The organism is Rhizobium sp. CF142 (assembly GCF_000281145.1).
In the GTDB taxonomy this organism is placed as follows: domain Bacteria; phylum Pseudomonadota; class Alphaproteobacteria; order Rhizobiales; family Rhizobiaceae; genus Rhizobium.
The window spans coordinates 1-19,631 of record NZ_AJWE01000124.1; the positions used below are offsets into that span (position 1 = coordinate 1).

A 19,631-nucleotide genomic window follows, 5' to 3' on the forward strand; every position below is an offset into this window, starting at 1 on the left:
CGGCAGCCGCCACAAGGCGGTGCTGACGGCGGACGACATGGCCAACTGGTCGGCAACGATCGAAGAGCCGCAGACCTACGACTATCACGGCTGGACGGTTGCCAAGATCGGCCCCTGGGGTCAAGGCCCTGTCTTCCTACAGACGCTGTCGCTCCTCAAGGATATGGACATCGCCTCTATGGCGCCTGATGGAGCGGATTTCGTCCATACTGTCACCGAGGCCATGAAACTCGCCTTCGCCGACCGCGAGGTTTACTACGGCGATCCTGACTTCGCCGATATACCACTAGACCATCTTCTCTCGGACACTTACGCCGCCGGCCGCCGCAAGCTCATCACGGGCGAAGCCTCCTTCGATCTTCGCCCCGGCAAGGTGGCGGGTTTCGAGCAGCAATATGATGTGACGATGGCGATGCTCGGCGCCGATTCCAAGACCGGTGCCGTCTACGAGCCGACCATGGCGCATCTGACGGAAAAGCGCGGCGACACCGTCCACATCGACGTCATCGACCGGGAAGGCAATATGGTCTCGGTCACCCCCTCGGGCGGCTGGCTGCAGTCCTCGCCGATCATTCCGGGCCTCGGCTTCTGCCTGAATTCGCGCGCCCAGATGTTCTGGCTGAAGCCCGGACTGCCGACATCGCTTGCTCCTGGCAAGCGCCCCCGCACGACGCTCACGCCTTCGCTCGCCCTTTATGAAGGACGCCCGACGCTCGCCTTCGGCACGCCTGGCGGCGACCAGCAGGAACAGTGGCAGCTCTCCTTCTTCCTGCGTTATGTACACCACAAGATGAACCTGCAGGCGGCAATCGACCAGCCGCTCTTCCACACCTCGCATTTCCCCGGCTCCTTCTATCCGCGCACGCGTGAACCGGGCGGTCTGATGGTAGAAGGCAATTTCAGCACTGCTGTTCTCGACAGTTTGCGTGCCCGCGGCCACAAGCTCACCGTCGCCGAGCCTTGGACCATCGGCCGCCTGACGGCAGCCCGCCGCGATGCCGACGGGCTGTTGCGTGCCGCTGCCACGCCGCGCCTCATGCAGGCCTATGCGATCGGGAGATAAGCATGACCTGGTCCATCGTCGCCCGTGATCCTGAGACAGGTTATCTCGGCATTGCCGTCGCCACCCGCTTCTTTGCAGTCGGCGGGCTAGTGCCGCATATCCGCGGCGGCATCGGCGCAGTCGCGACGCAGGCTTTCGTCAGCCCGCTCTATGGTAGCGATGGGCTCGCTTTGCTTGCTACCGGCAAGGCGCCGGATGAGATCATCGCCGAACTGACCGCCCGTGATGCCGGCCGAGACCAGCGCCAGCTTCACCTGATCGATGCTCGCGGCCGCAACGCCGCCTTTACCGGCGCCAAATGCATCGATTGGGCCGGTCATCTGATCGACGACAATGTTTCCGTCGCTGGCAATATGCTGGCTGGCCCTGATGTGGTCGCACAGACGCTTGCCACCTACAAGAAGGCGATGGATAAGCCCTTCATCGAGCGCCTGCTCGAAGCCATGCAGGCCGGCGAGGATGCCGGCGGCGACAAGCGTGGCAAGCAGTCTGCCGCCCTCCTCGTCCATCGCGATCAGGATTATCCCTGGCTCAGCATCCGCGCGGACGATCATCCCGATCCGCTCGCCGAACTGCGCCGGCTCTATGTGGTGGCACAGGAGCGCTACATGCACGTCGCCGAAACCATGGCGACCAAGGCCAACCCGAACGGAATGATTGACAGGCGCGAGATCGATGAAAAGATCGCGGCGCTGGAAGCCGCGCGCCTTGCGGAAGGACGGCCGTCTGCCTCTTTCGCCACGCCTTTGAAGACCTGAAGCCTCTCCGGAAGAAGAACCCGCCTCCGGCACAAAAAGAATAAGGGAACGATATGAGTGATCAGCCTGCAGCATCCGTCTCTCCGGTTCTTTCCGTCCGGAACCTGACAACCTCTTTTCTCGCCGACGGCGAGTGGAGATCCGTCGTCCGCAATGTCTCCTTCGATGTCATGCCAGGAGAAACGGTCGCCATCGTCGGCGAGAGCGGGTCCGGCAAGAGCGTCACCTCGCTTTCCATCATGCGCCTGCTCGCCAAGGGCTCAAGCCACGTCGAAGGCAGCGTCACGCTCAATGGACGCGATATCCTTTCCCTCTCCGACAAGGAGATGCGTTCCGTGCGCGGCAAGGATGCCGCCATGATCTTTCAGGAACCGATGACCAGCCTGAACCCGATCTTCACCATCGGCCGGCAGATTTCCGAGGCGCTCACCTGCCACGGCGATATCAGCAAGGCTGACGCAAGGGCCGAGACAATCCGCCTCCTGGAAAAGGTGCGCATTCCGAACGCCGCATCCCGCTTCGATGAATATCCGCACCAGTTTTCCGGCGGCATGCGCCAGCGCGTCATGATTGCCATGGCACTCGCATCAAGGCCGAAGCTTCTGATCGCCGACGAACCGACCACCGCACTCGACGTCACCATCCAGGGCCAGATCCTCGACCTCATCAAGGTGCTGCAGGAAGAGGAAGGCATGTCCGTTCTCTTCATCACCCATGACATGGGCGTCGTCGCCGAGATCGCCGATCGCACTATCGTCATGTATCGCGGCGAAGCGGTCGAAACCGGCACGACGGACGATATCTTCAATCGTGGCAAACATCCCTATACGCGCGCCCTGCTCTCTGCCGTGCCGCGGCTCGGCTCGATGGATGGCCGCAAGTGGCCGCTGCGTTTCCCGGTGATTGACACCGCGACCGGCGAACGCCGCGAGCCGGTAGAAGTGGCCGAAACCGTCGACCGCCGAAAGACGCCGATCCTCGAAGTGAAGAACCTCGTCACCCGCTTCGATATTCGCGGCGGTCTCCTCGGCCGCAAGACCGGCGCCATTCATGCGGTCGAGGACGTTTCCTTCGAACTTTTCCAGGGCGAGACGCTGTCGCTCGTCGGCGAATCCGGCTGCGGCAAATCCACCACCGGACGTTCGATCACACGCCTGGTGCAGCCGAACGCCGGCTCTGTCAGCCTTGACGGCTATGACGTGCTGAACCTCGACGCGATCAGCCTGCGTCAGATGCGCCGCAGCATCCAGATGATCTTCCAGGACCCCTTCGCCAGCCTCAATCCGCGCATGACGATAGGGGCTGCCGTCGCCGAACCCATTGTCGAACACGGGCTCGGCACCCGTGCTCAGGCCCGCGAAAAGGCCGCCGACCTGCTCGAACGCGTCGGCCTGAAGCCGGACATGATGAAGCGTTACCCGCATGAATTTTCCGGCGGCCAGCGCCAGCGCATCTGCATCGCCCGCGCTCTTGCGCTCGACCCGAAGGTGATCGTCGCGGACGAAAGCGTGTCCGCCCTCGACGTTTCGATCAAGGCGCAGGTCTGCAATCTGCTGATGGATTTGCAGCAGAGCCTCAACCTCGCCTTCCTTTTCATCTCCCACGACATGGCGGTGGTCGAACGCGTCAGCCACCGCGTTGCGGTCATGTATCTCGGCGAGATCGTCGAGATCGGCCCGCGCGAAGAGCTCTTCCGCAATCCGCAGCATCCCTACACCAGGAAGCTGATGGCGGCTGTTCCGGTGCCCGATCCCGCCCGCCGCGGCATCCGCCGCAACCTCGGCACCGACGAACTGAAAAGCCCCGTCCGTCCCGTGGGTTACGTGCCTCCGAAGCGTCAGTTCCGTGAGGTCGTAGCAGGCCATATGGTACGGACGGAGGAAGCTGCCTGAGCTAGTCCAGGAGGCTCAACGGACAGTTTAGGGATGGTAGGTATTGCACGGAACGGACCACATACGGGGGGTGCGGTTTAATCCCTTTTGCTGCATCGCTTATATCATTTATTCCAGATATTATTTCAGTGGGAATTATTAACGCCAATCGGCGACGTTTGTGTTCTCTTATCCTTGCGAATCAAAAAGGTTTGATTTGCCTGGGGGCAGCCACCATGTTGAAGCATGGGGCGATAGAACAGTTGGGCAGGAGCACATGCTGCAACGGATTGAAGACATTGATGCCGCGCTAGTCGATAGGCTGCAGCATTCAGCGTTCAAATATTTCCTGAAATATTCTAATTCTGAAAACGGCCTTGTGCCGGATACGTCGATCCCCGGCGTGCCGGCGAGCATCGCCGCGGTCGGCTTCGGACTTTCCTCCTATCCCGTCGGCGTCGAGCGCGGCTGGATCAGCCGCGCGGAAGCTGCCGAACGCGTCTTCAACACGCTGCATTTTTTCGCCAACGCCAAGCAGGGCACGGAACGCCACGCGACCGGGCATCGCGGTTTCTTCTACCACTTCCTGCACGTGGATACCGGCAACCGCGCCTGGAACAGCGAGCTTTCGACCATCGATACTGCTCTGCTCGTCGCCGGTATCCTGACCGCCGCGCAATATTTCGACGGCGAGGATCAAACCGAGACCGAGATTCGCGCGCTCGCAAAATTCATCTATGAGCGCGTCGACTGGCGCTGGGCGCTGAACAAGGGCGATTGTATCTCGATGGGCTGGAAGCCCTCTTCGGGCTTTCTGCGCTGGCGCTACCATGGCTTCGATGAAGCGATCATTCTCTACACACTGGCGCTGGCATCACCGACCTACCCGATCCCGCAATCGAGTTATGACGCCTTCACGGCAAGCTATTCGTGGATGATCTTCAACGAGCAGCCCTATCTCTATGCCGGCCCGCTCTTCATCCATCTCTTCTCCCATGCCTGGATCGATTTCCGAGGCATCCAGGACAAGCCGATGGTCGAGCGGAACTGGGACTATTTCCGCAACACGCAGGTCGTCATCAACGTCCAGCGCGACTACGCGGAACGCAATCCCGGCCAGTTCGTCGGCTACAGCAAGGATATCTGGGGCTTCACGGCTTGCGATGGCCCGCCGCCGACGCGGCGCATGCGCGGTGGCCGCAGCCCGAAAGTACTGGGTTATGCTGCCCGCGGTGCTCCGCTCGGCCCCGATGACGGCACGATCGCGCCCTGGGCAGCGCTCGGCTGCCTGCCCTACGACCGGCAGGCTGCCCTGGACGGCACCAAGGCGCTGCTGACGACCTATCCGAACCTGCTCCTGGAAGGCGGCTTCCCTGGCGGCTTCAACCCGACAGTCCAGACCAAGCGGCCTGAGGGTTGGGTCGATGACCGAACCGTGGCCATAGACCAGGGCCTTCTCGTCATGACGATCGAGAACGACCGCTCAGACTTCATCTGGAAGCTGATGCGCAAGTCGCCGGTCATCCGCCTCGGCCTCGAGCGCGCTGGCTTCACCGGCGGCTGGCTGGCCGGCGAAGAGCCGCAGGAGCTGGTTCTGAAGGCAGGCTGAACTTATCGCGAAAAGACGTGCGCCTTGCCGGCGATATCGAGGCGAACGAGATCGCCCCGCACCGGCAACGCCACGCTCGATGTCTTGATGAGGATCGGCGGCAGGGCGACAGCGGCAAGCGACACCGCCACCGTGCAGGTCGCGCCGCCGAATTCTACATCCACGACACGCCCGCCATATTTCGCGTTGTCCTCACCGACAACGACGCGGATCTGCTCCGGCCGCAGCATGATTTCCGCCTTGCCCTGATGGGCTCCCTCAACCGGCACGCTGCCGAGCGCACAATCGGCAAAACCATTCTTGATGATCGCCGGCAGCATCACCGCATCGCCAAGGAAAAGCGCCGTCTCGCGATCCCGCGGCTTGAGATAGAGCGTCTGCGGCGTGCCGGCCTGCACAAGCCTCCCTTCGCGCAATACCGCAACCTGATCGGCAAAGGACAGGGCCTCACCCTGATCGTGGGTCACGAGGACGGCGGTGATGCCGGCGGCCTGCAACACGCGGGCCACGGCCTTTCGCATGTTTTCACGGAGGCCCGTATCCAGGGCCGAAAACGGCTCATCCAGCAGCATCAGGCGCGGCCGGCGGCCGAGCGCACGGGCAAGCGCCACACGCTGCTGCTGGCCGCCCGAAAGCTGGTGCGGGCGGCGATCCAGCATACTGTTTTCCAGCTCCACCATTTCCAGAAGGTCGCGAATTCGCTTTTCGCGATCCGGCGCGCCGCGCTCGAAACCGAAACCGATATTTTCTGCGACACTTAGGTGCGGAAAGAGAGCGCCATCCTGCGAGACGATGCCGATGCCGCGCTTGTGGGCGGGAACACACGCCGGCCCGTCAGCGAGCACCTCACCATCGAGCGTCACCCGGCCGACATCAGGCTGTTCGAAGCCGGCAATGATGCGCAGCAGCGTCGTCTTGCCGGAACCGGAGGGACCGACAACCGCCGTGCGGCTGCCCGCCTGCACTTCAAGCGAGATATCCTTCAAGGCCTGAACCGGCCCATAACGCTTGCTGATAGCGTCGATCGTAAGCAGCGTCATTGGCCGGCCGTCCGTTTCGATTGGGCATAGAGCATGAGGGTGAGCGGCAGCGACAGCACGACCATCATGAAGGCATAGGGTGCTGCGGAGACATAATCGATCTCGCTGGTCATCGACCAAAATTTCGTCGCCAGCGTATCGACGCCGTTTGGCGACAACATCAGCGTCGCCGTCAGTTCATTGGTGATGCCGAGTGCTGCGAGCGCCACGCTGGCGGCGGCCCCCGGCGCTGCGAGCCGCATGGTTATCTGGCGCACGGCCTGTCCCGGCGTGCGGCCAAGCCCCATTGCCGCCCGCTCCAGCTCGACAGGCGCCTGCGCAATGCTGGCGCGCAGGCCGACCATGGCGCGCGGCAGGAAGAGCAGTACATAGGCGACGAGCAGCGTTGCAAAGGTCTGGTAGAGCGGCAGGATGAGACGGACGGTGATCGAGACAAGCGCAAGCGCCACGACGACACCGGGCAGCGAACCGACATAATAGTGGCAGGCTTCGAGGATGCGCTGGAGGCGGCCCGGCGCGCGCACCGAGAGCCAGGCCATAGGGGCAGCAGCGATCGTCGTCAGCACGCCACCGGCGACGGCGAGAACGATCGTCTGTGCAAAGGCACTCGCCACCTCGATGCGCCAGATGCCGAGCCCACCGAGATAGAGCCAACGGCCGAGCGTGATCAGCGGCACGCCGAGCGTCAGCGCTGCGAGGACGATCGGCAGCGCCACGGCGGGCACGACGAACCAGCCGAGCCGGCGACGGTCTGCCGGGCGCGCTGAGCCGGAGCCAACGCGGGCATATCGCTCATTGCCGCGCAGCAGGATCTCGAGGCCGAGCAGGAACAGGCAGCAGGCGACGAGCACGCCGCCGAGCATGTTGGAAGCCGGGCTGTTGTAGGAAGACTGGAACTGATCGACGATCGCGGTCGCAAAGGTATCGAAGCGGATCATCACGAACAGACCATATTCCGACAGCAGGTGCAACGCGATCAGCAGCGAGCCACCGCAGATGGCCAGGCGAAGCTGCGGCAGGACCGTGCGGAAGAAGACCCGCCACGGATCGAGGCCAAGCGAAGCAGCGGCATCCTCGATGGCCGGATCGAGCCGGCGCAGTGCCGCGGCAACCGGCAGATAGAGGAACGGGTAATAGGCAAGCACCGAAACGAATACGCCGCTCTGCAACCCGCGCATGCCTGGAAGCAGGCTCACCCAGGCATAGGAATGCACGAAGGCCGGCACGGCAAGCGGGGCGATGGCCAGCCATGCCCAGAGCCGTGCGAACGGGATATCTGTCCGCTCCGTCAGCCAGGCAAGTGTGACGGCAAGCGCGATAGACAGCGGAACGGTGATCGATTCCAAAAGAACCGTATTGACGAGAAGCTCGCCGACGCGCGGGCGAAAGACCAGCGTTTTTACCGTTTCCCAGCCGACATCATAGGTCACCCAGGCGATGAAGCCGAGCGGCACGAGGCTGAAGATCGCTACGATCGATGCGAGGAGAACGACGGAAGCGTGCGGCATGCGCCAGCGCGGCAAAACCATTCGCGAAGCCCTTGGCGCCTCGTTGCCGGATGCGAGCAATCTATTGTCCTGCAGCAAGGCCGATGCCTTCACACGCTGAAAAAGGAAGGCAACCGCCTTTGAGGAGCGGTTGCCGGATTTTGTCATGCCCTAAGGTTTTCTTGAGCCAAAAGCAATAGTTTTGGCTGGAAGAAGACTGCGGCAGAAAGGTTAGATAAGGCCGGCGGCCGTCATCAACTCTACGACCTTCTTGCTGTCGAGCGTCGAGGCTTCGACCTTTGGGGCACTAAGGTCGGCAAGCGGTACCAGCTTGTCGTTGGAGGCTGCATCCTTGCCGATGGCGTATTCAAAGGAATCCCCGTCCTTGAGCACGGTCTGACCTGCCTTGCTGGTGAGATACTTGATGAAAGCCTGAGCTTCCTTCATGTGTTGCGTGGACTTCAGGATACCGCCGCCCGAAACGGAAACGAAAGCACCCGGATCCTGGTTCTTGAAATAGTGCAGGCCGACATTCTTGCTGTTCTCGCCGGTCTTGGCCTGATCGCCGAACCAGTAATAGTGATAGATGATTGCGCCTTCGACTTCGCCAGCGTTCACGGCCTTCATGGCAACGCTGTTGCCCTTGTAGGGGGTGGCGTTGTCCTTGAGGCCCTTCAGCCAGGTCTTGGTAGCGTCTTCACCCTTCAACTGCAGGAAGGCGGCAACGATTGCCTGGAAGTCTGCGCCGGCGGGAGCGGCACCCCAGCGGCCCTTCCAGGCCGGATCCTGAAGGTCGAGCATCGACTTCGGCAGCTTGTCTTCGGTCAGCTTCGTCTTGTCATAGGCAAAGACGGTGGTGCGCGCGGCAATGCCGGTCCACATGCCATCAACCGGGCGATACTGCTCCGGAACCTGGTCCAGCGTGTCCTTCTCGATCGGCGCGAACAGGCCTGCGCCGTCGACCAGCGTCATGGCCGGCGAGTTTTCGGTGAGGAAAACGTCGGCGGGCGAAGCATCGCCTTCCTGGATGATCTGATTGGCGAACTGCATATCGCTGCCCTGGCGCATGGTGACCTTGATGCCGGTCTCCTTGGTGAAGGCATCGATCCATTCGCGGCCGAGGCTTTCGTGCTGGGCATTGTAGACGACGATGCCTTCGGACTGCTGCGCATTGGCACTGCCTGCGAGTGCGGTGGCCGCGAGAAGTGAAGCGGCAAGCGCAAGCGCGCCGGAAAGACGGTTAAGAGCAATTTTCATGATGGCCTCCGTGGCGATGTCACCCGAACTCCCAAGGGTGATGGCAGGCGTATATTTTTGTTGACTGATTACTTCAAGTTTCGAGGTCAAAAATAACATCACATTATCTTGACTCAATCTTTCATCTTCGCGGGGAATAAATCCGGATTTCGTCAAAAAAAGCGACGCCGGTGAGGCGTCGCTTTTTAGATTCCAATGCGTTAGCTTATTCGACGTCGAACTTGACGCCCTGCGCCAGCGGCAGGGTCTTGCCGTAATTGACGGTGTTGGTGGAGCGTCGCATGTAAGCCTTCCAGGCATCCGAACCGGATTCACGGCCGCCGCCTGTCTCCTTCTCGCCGCCAAAGGCTCCGCCGATCTCAGCACCGGACGGACCAATATTGACATTGGCGATGCCGCAATCCGAACCGCGCGAAGACAGGAAGGTCTCAGCTTCGCGCATATTGTTTGTGAAGATCGAGGACGACAGGCCCTGCGGCACGGCGTTGTGCAGCTCCAGCACAGCGTCGAAATCGCTATACTTGATGACGTAGAGGATCGGCGCGAAGGTTTCCTGCTCGACCGGGCCGGTCTGCTCAGACATTTCGACGAGTGCGGGACGAACATAGAAGGCTTCTGCCGAACCGTTCTCGACGCGCTCACCACCGACAATAGCGCCGCCGGCGGCCTTTGCCTGACCGAGGGCCGTCTGCATCTTGTCAAAGGCCTGCCCGTCAATCAGCGGGCCGACCAACGTGCCCGTTTCCAGCGGGTTGCCGATCGTCACCGAACCATAGGCCTTCTTCAGCCGCGGAACGAGCTGGTCGTAGACGCTCTCATGCACGAAGAGACGGCGCAGCGTCGTGCAGCGCTGGCCGGCCGTGCCCATGGCCGCGAAGGCAACGCCCCGCAGCGTCAGATCAAGATCAGCCGTCGGGCAGACGATTGCGGCATTGTTGCCGCCAAGCTCCAGGATTGCGCGGGCAAAGCGCTGCGACAGGCGCGGACCTACGGCACGGCCCATGGCCGTGGAGCCGGTGGCCGAAACGAGCGGGATCTTCGGATGGTCGACCAGCACTTCGCCAACCTCGCGACCGCCGATCAGGAGCGTCGAGAGATTTGCCGGCGCCTTGCCGCCTTCGGCAACAAAACGCTTCAGCGCCTTCTCGAACAGCGCCTGGACGGCAAGCGCCGTCAGCGGCGTCTTTTCCGAAGGCTTCCAGACCGTGGAATTGCCGCAGACGATGGCGAGTGCTGCATTCCACGACCAGACAGCCACAGGGAAATTGAACGCCGAGATGATGCCGATCGCGCCAAGCGGATGCCAGCTTTCCATCATCCGGTGCTCGGCGCGCTCGGTGGCGATCGTCAGGCCATAGAGCTGGCGGGAAAGGCCGACGGCGAAATCGCAGATGTCGATCATTTCCTGCACTTCGCCAAGGCCTTCGGAGGTGATCTTGCCGACTTCGATCGAGACCAGCCGGCCGAGCGCAACCTTGGAGGCACGCAGCTCTTCACCGAGAAGACGGACCAGTTCGCCGCGCTTCGGCGCCGGAACAGCCCGCCATTCAAGGAAAGCCTTGTGCGCCGCGTCGATCGCTGCCTTGGCGTCGGCAACGGAATGTTCCCTGAGCTTGCCAATTTCCTTGCCGGTGATCGGCGAAGTGACGGACAGCGTACCGCCCGCATAGCTCTTGGCATCGACGCCGAGATCGGCGAGCAGCTTGGCGGTTTCGGTGGCGAGATCGAGGACGGCGATGGTCATTGTCTTGGTTCCAGTCTTGTTGTTCTCAGAAACGGGCATCGGCGAAATGGGCGACCTGAGCGCCGGCTTCGTACCATAATTCCCTAAGCGTGCGGAAGCTTGGCTCGCGAGGATCGGTCAGTGGCAAAGGCAGATCCGCTTCGCCCATCCGGCCAAGAATATGCTCCGCCAAAGTACGGCCGAACACTGTACCGGGCGCAATCCCGCGGCCATTATAGCCCGAAAAGCCGATGACATTGGGAGCGAATTTGTGGAAGCGCGGCAGTGCATTGTCGGTCATGCCGATCTGGCCGTACCATTCACATTCGAATTCGATATCACCGATCTCGGGGAAGAGCCGCTTCAGCGAGCGCTTGGCCCAGCCCTTGTGTACGGAAAGACCGGTGTTGCGCAACGCCCCGACACTGCCGAAGACAAGCCGCCCGGCCTGATCCATGCGGAAGGAGGAAAGAATCTCCTTCGTATCCCATACGCCTTCGCGATTGGGCAGGATCGACTGACGCAGATTGTGGCCGAGCGGCACGGTCGCGAAATTGAAATAGGGCAGAAACACCTGCTCGTTGCGCACCTGCTCCCAAGGGCCGGTGCTGTAGGCATCCGTCGCCACGATAATCCACTCAGCGCTCACCTGCCCGCGTTCTGTCTTTACCAGCCAGCGGCTGCCCTGCCGCTCGGTCGCGATAACGGGGCTTGCCGTATGCAACACGACACCCGCCTTCTGCGCCGCATGGGCAAGCCCGCGCGCATAGGCAAGTGGCTGCAGCGTGCCGGCCCGCATGTCGAGCAGCGACCCGGCATAGACATTCGTGCCGATGCGTTTTGCCGTCTCATCCGCATCGAGCAACGCCACGGGCGCGCCGCGCGCCGACCATTGTTTGTAGCGCTCCGCGACTTCCTTCAACCCATCGGGACCGACGGCGCAATGCAGAGTGCCTTGTTTCTCCAGCTCGCAAGCAATGCCGTGCTTTTCGATCAGCGCCATGACCAGCTGCGGCGCATTGCCAAGCAGATCAAGCAAGCGTTCGCCATAGACCGGGCCGAGCACACCGGGCAGGTCATCAGGCATGACCCACATGCCGGCATTGATGAGGCCGACATTGCGACCCGCACCGCCGAAACCGATCTCCTTCGCCTCCAGGAGCACGACCCGCGACCCGGCCTCGGCCAGATGCAGGCCGGAGGAAAGGCCCGTATAGCCCCCGCCGACGACGACGACATCGGCCTCGGTGGCGCCCTCCAGCACAGAGGTGACGGGCGGCTGGGGAGCAGTCTTTTCCCACAGGCCGTGGGAGCGCGGATCATTGAACATCGGACAGTCCAGTCAGGATCGAAATCGGCACTCTAGCGCCGCCTCCGCCCTTGCGGAAGCGGCCAAATATCAGGCGACTGTCTTCAGCTTAAGGCCGGAAAGGCAGAGCTTTTCCATGGCCATGTCGAGCGAGGCAGCCTGTCGCTCGGCATAGAGCGCGAGCTCGTCCTGGACCTTCGCGCCGAGCGCCTCCTCGAAGGCATCCCGGTTCGAGCGTGTTGCATAATTCTGCTGCTGGTCCGTGCCGAGGTTCGACTGGAAGATACCGGCCGCGCTGACGGGCAGGAAATCCTCGTAGATAATGGGATCGAACCGCAGATAGCCCCTGGCAATCAACGCGTCCGGATCGGAGGGCAGCTGTCCCTTGGCCGCAATACCTTCTGGCGTCGCCGAATAGTGGAAGAAGGCAAGCCCCTCGCGCCGCAGTTCGTCCCAGCTGTCCGGCAGCGCTTTGAACCGCTCGGCAAGCTCGGCATCGTAGTCGCCGGCCTTGGCGCCGGATGCGCCGACCTGCACTTCGCCGCGCACCGAAGCAAGCAGCCGATCATAGAGCGCCCGGCCCTTGGCCGTCAGCGCCACGCCGCGCTGTTCGATCTCGCCGAAGCGGGCCGTATGCGTGCCTGATGTCGTCCCGGCCTCGCCGGTAAAAGCAATCGGCTCTTCCAGAGCCTTGAAGCTCGTCTGCCGCAGCAGGATATCGCAATTGCGCCGCGGCGGACCTTCGATGACGGCCTTGGGCGTGATACCGCGCTCCGGCATGCGCCGTTGCACTTCATCAATATCGAGCGTGCGCGGCGTCAGATGGTTGATATGCGGCCCCTTGAAGCTGACCACATCGGCAATGAGGCGGTGAGCGTCATGCAGACGCTTGTAGGTCCCGGCGCTGACCGTCGCCTCGCCGTGCCAGCGGAAGGTTTCCAACGCCTCGGCAACGAATTCCGCTGCCTCCGCGTCCGTCAGCCCGCCGGCCTTTTCATGCTGCTCGATGAGGGCAATGGCGCGCGGCGTATAGATGCACCGCCTGGCCAGAATCGCGGCGGCTTCCGCGCGCAGCTCTTCATCTTCGATCAGTTCCAGGCGCAACAGCGAGGTGAAGACACGGAACGGGTTGACGTTCAGCGCCGCCTCATCGACCGGCCGAAAGCAGGTGGAATGGACTGGAACGCCGGCGACCGAAAGATCGTAGTAACCGACCGACTGCATGCCCATGACGGCAAAGAGTCGGCGGATGGTGAACAGCTCTTCGGCGGTTCCGAGGCGGATCGCGCCATGGCGCTCGACATCGATGCGCTCAAGTTCGCCCGCACGCCGAAGCCGCTCGCTGAGTTCCTGGTCTCGCGCGAGGACTTCGGCGTTGACCTCCCCCACAAGCTCGATCAGCGTCCCGTATTGCGGCACTTCCATCCGGTACATCTGCGACATGGCTTCGGTGAAAAGCGAACGGATGCGATCCGTGGAGACGAAAGCGCCGGGCATGAGGAAACTCCGCGTTCATTCCGATTTTGCAGGATGGAGTTCTTTACAAGGCCGCCGAAGCCGTGAATATAGACGTTTCAGAAATAGTTCATTCTGAAATGGAATGATTATGCTCTCACCAAGACGTTTTTTGCCGTCGATCTCGCATCTCGCCGCCTTCGAGGCGGTCGCCCGCACCGGCAGCGTCACGTCAGCTGCCCGCGAACTCGACCTGACGCAGAGCGCTGTCAGCCGCCAGATCAAGGCGCTGGAGGAGCAACTCGGCGTCGAGCTTTTCCTGCGCGAACGCCAGACCGTGCGACTTACTCTTGCCGGAGACGCCTACGCGCGGGAGATCCGCGAGGCATTACGGCGCATCTCCAGCGCCTCGCTGAACCTCCGCGCCAACCCGCATGGCGGCACGCTGAACCTCGCCATTCTGCCGACCTTCGGCACGCGCTGGCTGGCGCCGCGCCTCGGCCGCTTCCTTGCCACTAATCCGGGCGTCACGATCAACCTCGTGACCCGGCTCTCCTCCTTCGATTTTCGGCTCGATTCCATCGATGCCGCCATCCACTTCGGCCACCCGCACTGGCCGGGCGCGGAGCTCGCCTTCCTGATGTCGGAACGCACGCTGCCCGCCTGCAGCCCGGATTTCCTCAAACGCAACGCGATCTCCCGCGCGGAAGACCTGCTGACAGTGCCCCTCTTGCATCTGACAACCCGGCCCGACGCCTGGGAACGCTGGTTTACCGACAACGGCGTCACCTTCGAAAGCGTGCACGGCATGCTGTTCGACCAGTTTGCGACGGCAGCGCAGGCGGCGATCGCCGGCCTCGGTGTCGCCCTGCTGCCGACTTTCCTCATCCAGGAAGAACTGAAGCGCGGCGATCTCATCGCCGCCGTCGACCGTGAGATGGAAAGCCGCGAACGCTACTATCTCGCTTTTCCGCCGGAACGCGCCGATTACGCGCCGCTCGCCGCCTTCCGCGACTGGATTGTCTCCGAAGCCCATTCGAGTCAGGAGACGTAAGGAACGGCTTGCATCGCAGCAGCGGTTTCGACCATTATGCGCGCCATCAGAATTCGATGCAGGAAATTCCCATGAAGCCGATCTTCGTCCAGCTCCAGTGTGCCCCAGGCAAGACCTACGAGGTCGCCGACGCCATCTACAAGACCGAACTGGTCTCGGAGCTCTATTCGACCAGCGGCAATTACGACCTGCTGCTCAAGGTCTATATCGAAGAAGGCCAGGATATCGGCAAGTTCATCAACGACAATATTGCCAACATCCCCGGCATCGTCCGTTCGCTGACGACATTGACCTTCAAGGCGTTTTGAACCGGTTAACCCTTTTGTTAATAAAGCCGATCGGGGCGCATCTTCATATACCGCACCTTAACGGCCGGCATGGCTGGTCATTCCCACAGAGAATAGGTGGGAAATGTCCGTCTCCATGACAGAGACCGTCAAGAAAAGGCCGCAGCTTATTGCTGCGCCTCTCATCGTGCACGTCGTACGCCAGTTTCTGCCGAACCGCGGCGGCCTGGAAGATGTGGTCGCCAATCTCGCCCGCCAGACCCTGAAACGCGGATACCGCGTTCGCGTCGTCACACTCGATTCCCTCTTTACGGCATCTGAAAACAAGCTACCGGCGCGCGAAACCATCGACGGCATCGAGATCGTGCGCATCCCCTGGTCGGGCAGCAGCCGCTATCCGCTGGCGCCGCAGGTGTTCCGTCATATCGGCGATGCCGACCTTATCCATGTCCATGCAATCGACTTCTTCTTCGATGCGCTAGCCTGGGGCAGGTTCCTGCACCGCAAGCCCATGGTCGTCACGACACATGGCGGCTTCTTTCACACGAAGAAATTCCTTGTTATCAAGAAGGTCTGGTTCAGGACGCTGACACGGCGCTCGGCGCTCGCTTATCGCCGCGTTATCTGCTGCAGCGCATCCGATCTCAGCCAGTTTATCCAGATCGTCCCCGATGGCATTACCATCGAGAATGGCGCCGATATCGGCAAATTTGCCGACGCTGCCTCGCGCACGCCTGAACGGCGCGTCGTCACTATCGGGCGCTTCTCGGTAAACAAGCGGCTCGATCTGCTGCTGGATGCAACGGCAGCGCTCGTCAAACGCAATCCCGACTGGCGTCTCGATATCATCGGCGCCGAATCCGATCTCAACGCCGCCAATCTCAGGCGCGAGATCACGGCAAGGTCGCTGGACGCAGCCGTCACCCTGACTATTTCGCCGGATAATCAATCGATCCGCGAGTTCATCGCAAAAGCATCCCTCTTCGCTTCCGCCTCGGAATATGAAGGCTTCGGCCTCGTCGCGCTGGAAGCGATGAGCGCCGGCCTACAGCCGGTTCTGAACTCCAATGAGGCTTACCGGATACTTGCCGGGCGGCACGAGGAGATCATTCTCGCCGACTTCATGAAGCCGGATCGGGCCGCTGACGCGATCGAGGAAGCCTATCGGAAAGTAAGCGCCGAGGGTGCAGCGCTGCGGGAGAGCCTTGTTCAGGCAGCGCACGCTTATTCGTGGGATGCGGTCGCCGAACGCTATATCGACCTCTACCGGTCGATCGGCATTACCGCCTAGAGCATTTCCGTTTTTCTTCGAATCCCGGAATTGCTCTAACAGATCAGCAAATTCTCATGCCTTCGCAAGCCGTGCGATCTCGTCCAGCACCAGCTTGCGCGATTCCGGCGGCGTTAGGTTGTGATCAGCATCCTGCAGCATCACCACCCGCACATTCGGGTGCCGGGTAAACTTGTGCCCGCGCGGGCCGAAGTGGAAATACATGTGGTCGAGACCGACATCGCCTTCGCTGTAGATCAGCGTCAGCGGCACCTTGCGCTTGCCGAGCGCCGCAAAGGACTGGCGCACTTGCCGCGCGATATGACGGCGGCCCGGAATGAGCTCGACAAGCGGCGCGATGCGTGGTGAGAGCCGGCGGCCGATCGCGATGAAGATATTCTGCAGGGCCGCAAAGACATCGACCTCGCCGCGAAACAGCCGCTTGACCGTGTCGAGCCGCATCATCCGCTGACCGTAGTCGTCGACGCTGCGCGGAACAGAGACGACATGCTCGCGCCGCACCGGCATCTCGGGATCCCAGTAGTAGACGAAGGGATTGATGGAAACGATCGCCTTCAGACGCTCATCCTCGATGCCCGCGCGCAGGGCCACATAACCGCCGCTGCAGCGACCCGCGACCATGATCGGTCCGGCGACAAAGCTTTCCAGGAGATCCAGCGAGGCGAGCGCGTCTTCCGTCTGTGTCGCCGAATAGAGAACCTGTTCCGGCGCATCCGGGCGGGGAACGCTGTCGCCGACATTAGCGGAATCGAAACGCAGCGAAACGACACCCTGGCGAGCAAGCTCGCGCGCCATATCGACAGTGGTACGGCCCCAACCGGCATGCCGGTCATAGGCCGTTGACATGAAGAGCACGGCATTGCCCTTGATCTCGCCCTGCGGCCGACTGACGACACCGATGAGATGCTGAAAGGATCCGAAACGCACCGGAATTTCCTCAAAACCATCACCTGCGAGCGGCTGGTTTTCGACTGTCTGCGGGGAGCGGGCGGCAGACGCTTCAAGCGATGTCGTCTCAACAAGCCATTCGCTGAGCAGCGCGATGACTGCCATCGGCGTCTTGGCAAAGAGCGGGTTCGTGACCAGCTCGTCATAACCTTCGAAAACACGTTGTTCGACATTGCCACCGAGCGCCTTCAAGGCGTCGGCGAAGGCCGTATCGTCAACCCGAACCGGGCGTTCGAGGATGAGGTAATTCGGCGCCGCCAGGTCCTGCGGTGAACTGATATTGAGCTTGCCGATTTCCGCAGCAATTGCGTCGGGCAAGGTCAGACCGGCGATCTGCACCTGGGCGCTCGGCGCATGCTCCTTGCCGAGACCGAGGTCGGCATGGATGATCCGCGACCACATGTTGATTTCACGCAGATGCCCCCTGCCGCTCAGAATAGGCGCAAGCAGCACAACACTGTCGACGCCCTCGATCGAATGGCCGGTCAAATGAGCAAGAGTGCCGCCGAGACCCTGGCCGACAAGGATGATCTGCGAGCAACCACTGAGCGCCTTCAACTTTACAGCGGCCGCGCGGATGGAGCTCCTCCAGATTTCCAGGCTCGGCGTCTGATTTCCGAAATCGAGTGCGTCACCGGTGCCCGTATAGTCGAAACGCAGGCTCGGTACGCCGATATCGGAAAAATGCTCTGCCGCGACGCGGTAGAATTTCCGCGTGCACATTTCTTCGAAACCCCAAGGACTGACGAAGAGAACGGCAGCCGAGCGTCTTGCGACATCAGGCTTTTCGGGCATGAACAGACCAATCGTGCCATCGAAGACAAAGGGAAGAGCAGCGGCACGGCCGGCGCCTTCTGCTGGTTCACGCGAGAATTCTTCGTTGACCGGCTTCTTCGCTTCTCCTTCTCGGGTCGGCGGGGTGATGAAATTGACCACGCGCCTTGCCGGTCCCTTCAGCAGCGCCGGCATCTTGTCGAGGATCGAGCGCAGCACCTGGATATCTTCGGCCGGAACGGCGCGCAGGACTTTCAACGCAGCAAAATAAGTAAATGTGCCAGCGATGATCGCCGCGACAAGACCAATCGGACCCTGGATGAGCTCAAGTGCAGTGATGGCACCGCAGCCGCAAAATACCGCCGCGAGAGTAATCTTCGTAAGGCTGAGATAAAGGCCCGAAAGCTGCGTTCCGAATCCCGTTTGCCTGACCATCATTACCGACATCGCAACAAATACGGCTATGCGCACAAGCGCGGCACCCTCGGCGGCAAGACTAGGTACGATGAGTAAACAACCCACTACCATCAGGAGGCCACCTATCACACTGATTTTCAACCGTACATTGGCCTTGTCGATTGAAAGCAGGTACAGGCTGAGAACCTGCATGAGAGTGTAGGCAGGCGCGACAAGCGCAAGCAGGGCGACAACTCCGCCGCTTCGGTCGAAGGCTTCGCCGAAGACCACATGCACAAGTTCAGTAGAGATCGCAGCAAGCCCGAGGCTCATCGGCAGCACAATATAGGCCATGCTGCGGATGACGGCGGCAAAGGCCTCGACCGGGAATTTCGAGTCGGCGCTGGCATGCCGCCGTTCAGAATAATAGGGCAGCAGGCTGCCGCTCATCTGGATGGGAAGCTGCAGCGCGATATTGGCGATCGACAGGCCGGCAGCATAGAAACCGACCATTTCCACCGACCAGAACTGCTGCAGAAAGAGCAGTTCAATGCGGTTGAGGAAGATCGAATCGATGATGAACTGCATAGACAGGATGACCGACGACGACGCCAGATATTTGAGCGAGACGCCGCAGCGGTCACGACGGGTAAAGAGGATCGGCAAGGTAGCGACGAAAAGCACGAGCTGGCCGAGCGCATAGCCGACGAGCACGCCCAGCACCCCATAAAAAACGGCACCGACCGCCACACCCACAAGCTGAAAGACCGAGACGATCAGCGTCAGCTGAAAGAAGGTGCCAAGCCGCTTTTCGCCGATGAGGTAGAATTTGACGAAGGAGCCAATCGCCTGGACGAAGAAGAGAATGCCTGTCACAAGCGCCACCGACGGCGCGGTATCAGCCCAGTGCATTTCCTCCGATGTCAGGAAGAACAGGGCATAGAGCCCCAGCAGCACCAACGTGGAGCAGACCATGAAGGTGACCAGGATCGAGGCAAATCCCCTACGTTGCTCGAAACTGTAGCCCTGCGCCGAAAGCTGCGGCAGCGTCTTCAGAAGCGTGATGCTGGAGCCGAGCTCAGCAATCGAGGCCCCTGTGACAACGAGCCAGAGCGAAAAGGCGACGATACCGTTGGCCTCGGGGCCGAGCAGGCGTGCGGTTATGATCGAGGATACGAATCCCGTCACCAGAAGCAGCATGCCAGCCGCCGCATTCATCACCGAGTTTGCAATAATGCCCTTCGACATCCGTCCATCCGCTAGAAGCCGCATCGCGGCCGAAAACAAGCCATCTCTAAATTGGAAACGT

At 61.4% G+C, this 19,631-nt stretch carries 14 protein-coding genes; 7 read left to right on the forward strand and 7 right to left on the reverse strand.

Annotated features, from left to right (window positions below):
* From PMI11_RS30985 to PMI11_RS31000, 4 genes are all read left to right on the forward strand, one after another.
* On the forward strand, positions 1-1,063 hold a 1,063-nt coding region (locus tag PMI11_RS30985), incomplete at its 5' end, for a gamma-glutamyltransferase family protein (protein ID WP_007825377.1).
* 2 nt (positions 1,064-1,065) lie between these two features.
* Positions 1,066-1,821 (forward strand): DUF1028 domain-containing protein, encoded by a 756-nt coding sequence (locus PMI11_RS30990; RefSeq protein ID WP_007825378.1) that lies wholly within the window; start codon positions 1,066-1,068, stop codon positions 1,819-1,821.
* 53 nt (positions 1,822-1,874) lie between these two features.
* The gene (locus PMI11_RS30995; protein ID WP_007825382.1) at positions 1,875-3,713 is read left to right on the forward strand and encodes an ABC transporter ATP-binding protein; all 1,839 of its coding nucleotides are present in this window, start codon (positions 1,875-1,877) and stop codon (positions 3,711-3,713) included.
* 256 nt (positions 3,714-3,969) lie between these two features.
* Positions 3,970-5,301 carry a glucoamylase family protein gene (locus tag PMI11_RS31000; RefSeq protein ID WP_007825384.1) on the forward strand — a complete coding sequence of 444 codons (1,332 nt, stop codon included), beginning with the start codon at positions 3,970-3,972 and terminating at the stop codon, positions 5,299-5,301.
* Between the two features lie 2 nt (positions 5,302-5,303).
* Here PMI11_RS31000 and PMI11_RS31005 read toward each other — a convergent pair whose 3' ends face one another.
* From PMI11_RS31005 to PMI11_RS31030, 6 genes are all read right to left on the reverse strand, one after another.
* Positions 5,304-6,341: an ABC transporter ATP-binding protein gene (locus PMI11_RS31005; protein ID WP_007825386.1), complete on the reverse strand. Its 1,038-nt coding sequence runs from the start codon at positions 6,339-6,341 to the stop codon at positions 5,304-5,306.
* Positions 6,338-7,996, reverse strand: coding sequence for an ABC transporter permease (locus PMI11_RS31010; protein WP_007825387.1), 1,659 nt, complete (start codon positions 7,994-7,996; stop codon positions 6,338-6,340). Before PMI11_RS31010 ends, PMI11_RS31005 begins: the two co-directional genes overlap by 4 nt.
* 63 nt (positions 7,997-8,059) lie before the next feature.
* Complete coding sequence (locus PMI11_RS31015) at positions 8,060-9,085, reverse strand: iron ABC transporter substrate-binding protein (protein ID WP_007825389.1); 1,026 nt, start codon at positions 9,083-9,085, stop codon at positions 8,060-8,062.
* Between the two features lie 205 nt (positions 9,086-9,290).
* Positions 9,291-10,829, reverse strand: a complete 1,539-nt coding sequence (locus PMI11_RS31020) for an L-piperidine-6-carboxylate dehydrogenase (RefSeq protein ID WP_007825390.1) — start codon at positions 10,827-10,829, stop codon at positions 9,291-9,293.
* Positions 10,830-10,854: 25 nt separating this feature from the next.
* Complete coding sequence (locus tag PMI11_RS31025; RefSeq protein ID WP_007825391.1) at positions 10,855-12,138, reverse strand: NAD(P)/FAD-dependent oxidoreductase; 1,284 nt, start codon at positions 12,136-12,138, stop codon at positions 10,855-10,857.
* A gap of 69 nt (positions 12,139-12,207) precedes the next feature.
* The gene (locus tag PMI11_RS31030; protein WP_007825392.1) at positions 12,208-13,614 is read right to left on the reverse strand and encodes a 2-oxoadipate dioxygenase/decarboxylase HglS; all 1,407 of its coding nucleotides are present in this window, start codon (positions 13,612-13,614) and stop codon (positions 12,208-12,210) included.
* Between the two features lie 103 nt (positions 13,615-13,717).
* Here PMI11_RS31030 and PMI11_RS31035 point away from each other — a divergent pair, with 103 nt between their 5' ends.
* From PMI11_RS31035 to PMI11_RS31045, 3 genes are all read left to right on the forward strand, one after another.
* Positions 13,718-14,626 carry a LysR substrate-binding domain-containing protein gene (locus PMI11_RS31035; RefSeq protein ID WP_037072535.1) on the forward strand — a complete coding sequence of 303 codons (909 nt, stop codon included), beginning with the start codon at positions 13,718-13,720 and terminating at the stop codon, positions 14,624-14,626.
* 71 nt (positions 14,627-14,697) lie between these two features.
* The gene (locus PMI11_RS31040) at positions 14,698-14,934 is read left to right on the forward strand and encodes an Lrp/AsnC ligand binding domain-containing protein (protein ID WP_007825394.1); all 237 of its coding nucleotides are present in this window, start codon (positions 14,698-14,700) and stop codon (positions 14,932-14,934) included.
* A 103-nt stretch (positions 14,935-15,037) separates the two neighbouring features.
* The gene (locus PMI11_RS31045; protein WP_007825396.1) at positions 15,038-16,204 is read left to right on the forward strand and encodes a glycosyltransferase family 4 protein; all 1,167 of its coding nucleotides are present in this window, start codon (positions 15,038-15,040) and stop codon (positions 16,202-16,204) included.
* A gap of 54 nt (positions 16,205-16,258) precedes the next feature.
* Here the strand turns inward: PMI11_RS31045 and PMI11_RS31050 are convergent, their stop codons facing one another.
* Positions 16,259-19,570, reverse strand: coding sequence for an oligosaccharide flippase family protein (locus tag PMI11_RS31050; RefSeq protein ID WP_007825398.1), 3,312 nt, complete (start codon positions 19,568-19,570; stop codon positions 16,259-16,261).
* Positions 19,571-19,631 lie beyond the last annotated feature (61 nt).

Bases quoted from the DNA above. Each gene is read 5' to 3' on its own strand.
- PMI11_RS31025 (WP_007825391.1), bottom strand. From the start codon at position 12,138: ATGTTCAATGATCCGCGCTCCCACGGCCTGTGGGAAAAGACTGCTCCC.
- PMI11_RS31030 (WP_007825392.1), bottom strand. From the start codon at position 13,614: ATGCCCGGCGCTTTCGTCTCCACGGATCGCATCCGTTCGCTTTTCACC.
- PMI11_RS31005 (WP_007825386.1), bottom strand. From the start codon at position 6,341: ATGACGCTGCTTACGATCGACGCTATCAGCAAGCGTTATGGGCCGGTT.
- PMI11_RS31015 (WP_007825389.1), bottom strand. From the start codon at position 9,085: ATGAAAATTGCTCTTAACCGTCTTTCCGGCGCGCTTGCGCTTGCCGCT.
- PMI11_RS31050 (WP_007825398.1), bottom strand. From the start codon at position 19,570: ATGTCGAAGGGCATTATTGCAAACTCGGTGATGAATGCGGCGGCTGGC.
- PMI11_RS31040 (WP_007825394.1), top strand. From the start codon at position 14,698: ATGAAGCCGATCTTCGTCCAGCTCCAGTGTGCCCCAGGCAAGACCTAC.
- PMI11_RS31000 (WP_007825384.1), top strand. From the start codon at position 3,970: ATGCTGCAACGGATTGAAGACATTGATGCCGCGCTAGTCGATAGGCTG.
- PMI11_RS31010 (WP_007825387.1), bottom strand. From the start codon at position 7,996: ATGACAAAATCCGGCAACCGCTCCTCAAAGGCGGTTGCCTTCCTTTTT.
- PMI11_RS30990 (WP_007825378.1), top strand. From the start codon at position 1,066: ATGACCTGGTCCATCGTCGCCCGTGATCCTGAGACAGGTTATCTCGGC.
- PMI11_RS30995 (WP_007825382.1), top strand. From the start codon at position 1,875: ATGAGTGATCAGCCTGCAGCATCCGTCTCTCCGGTTCTTTCCGTCCGG.
- PMI11_RS31035 (WP_037072535.1), top strand. From the start codon at position 13,718: ATGATTATGCTCTCACCAAGACGTTTTTTGCCGTCGATCTCGCATCTC.
- PMI11_RS31045 (WP_007825396.1), top strand. From the start codon at position 15,038: ATGTCCGTCTCCATGACAGAGACCGTCAAGAAAAGGCCGCAGCTTATT.
- PMI11_RS31020 (WP_007825390.1), bottom strand. From the start codon at position 10,829: ATGACCATCGCCGTCCTCGATCTCGCCACCGAAACCGCCAAGCTGCTC.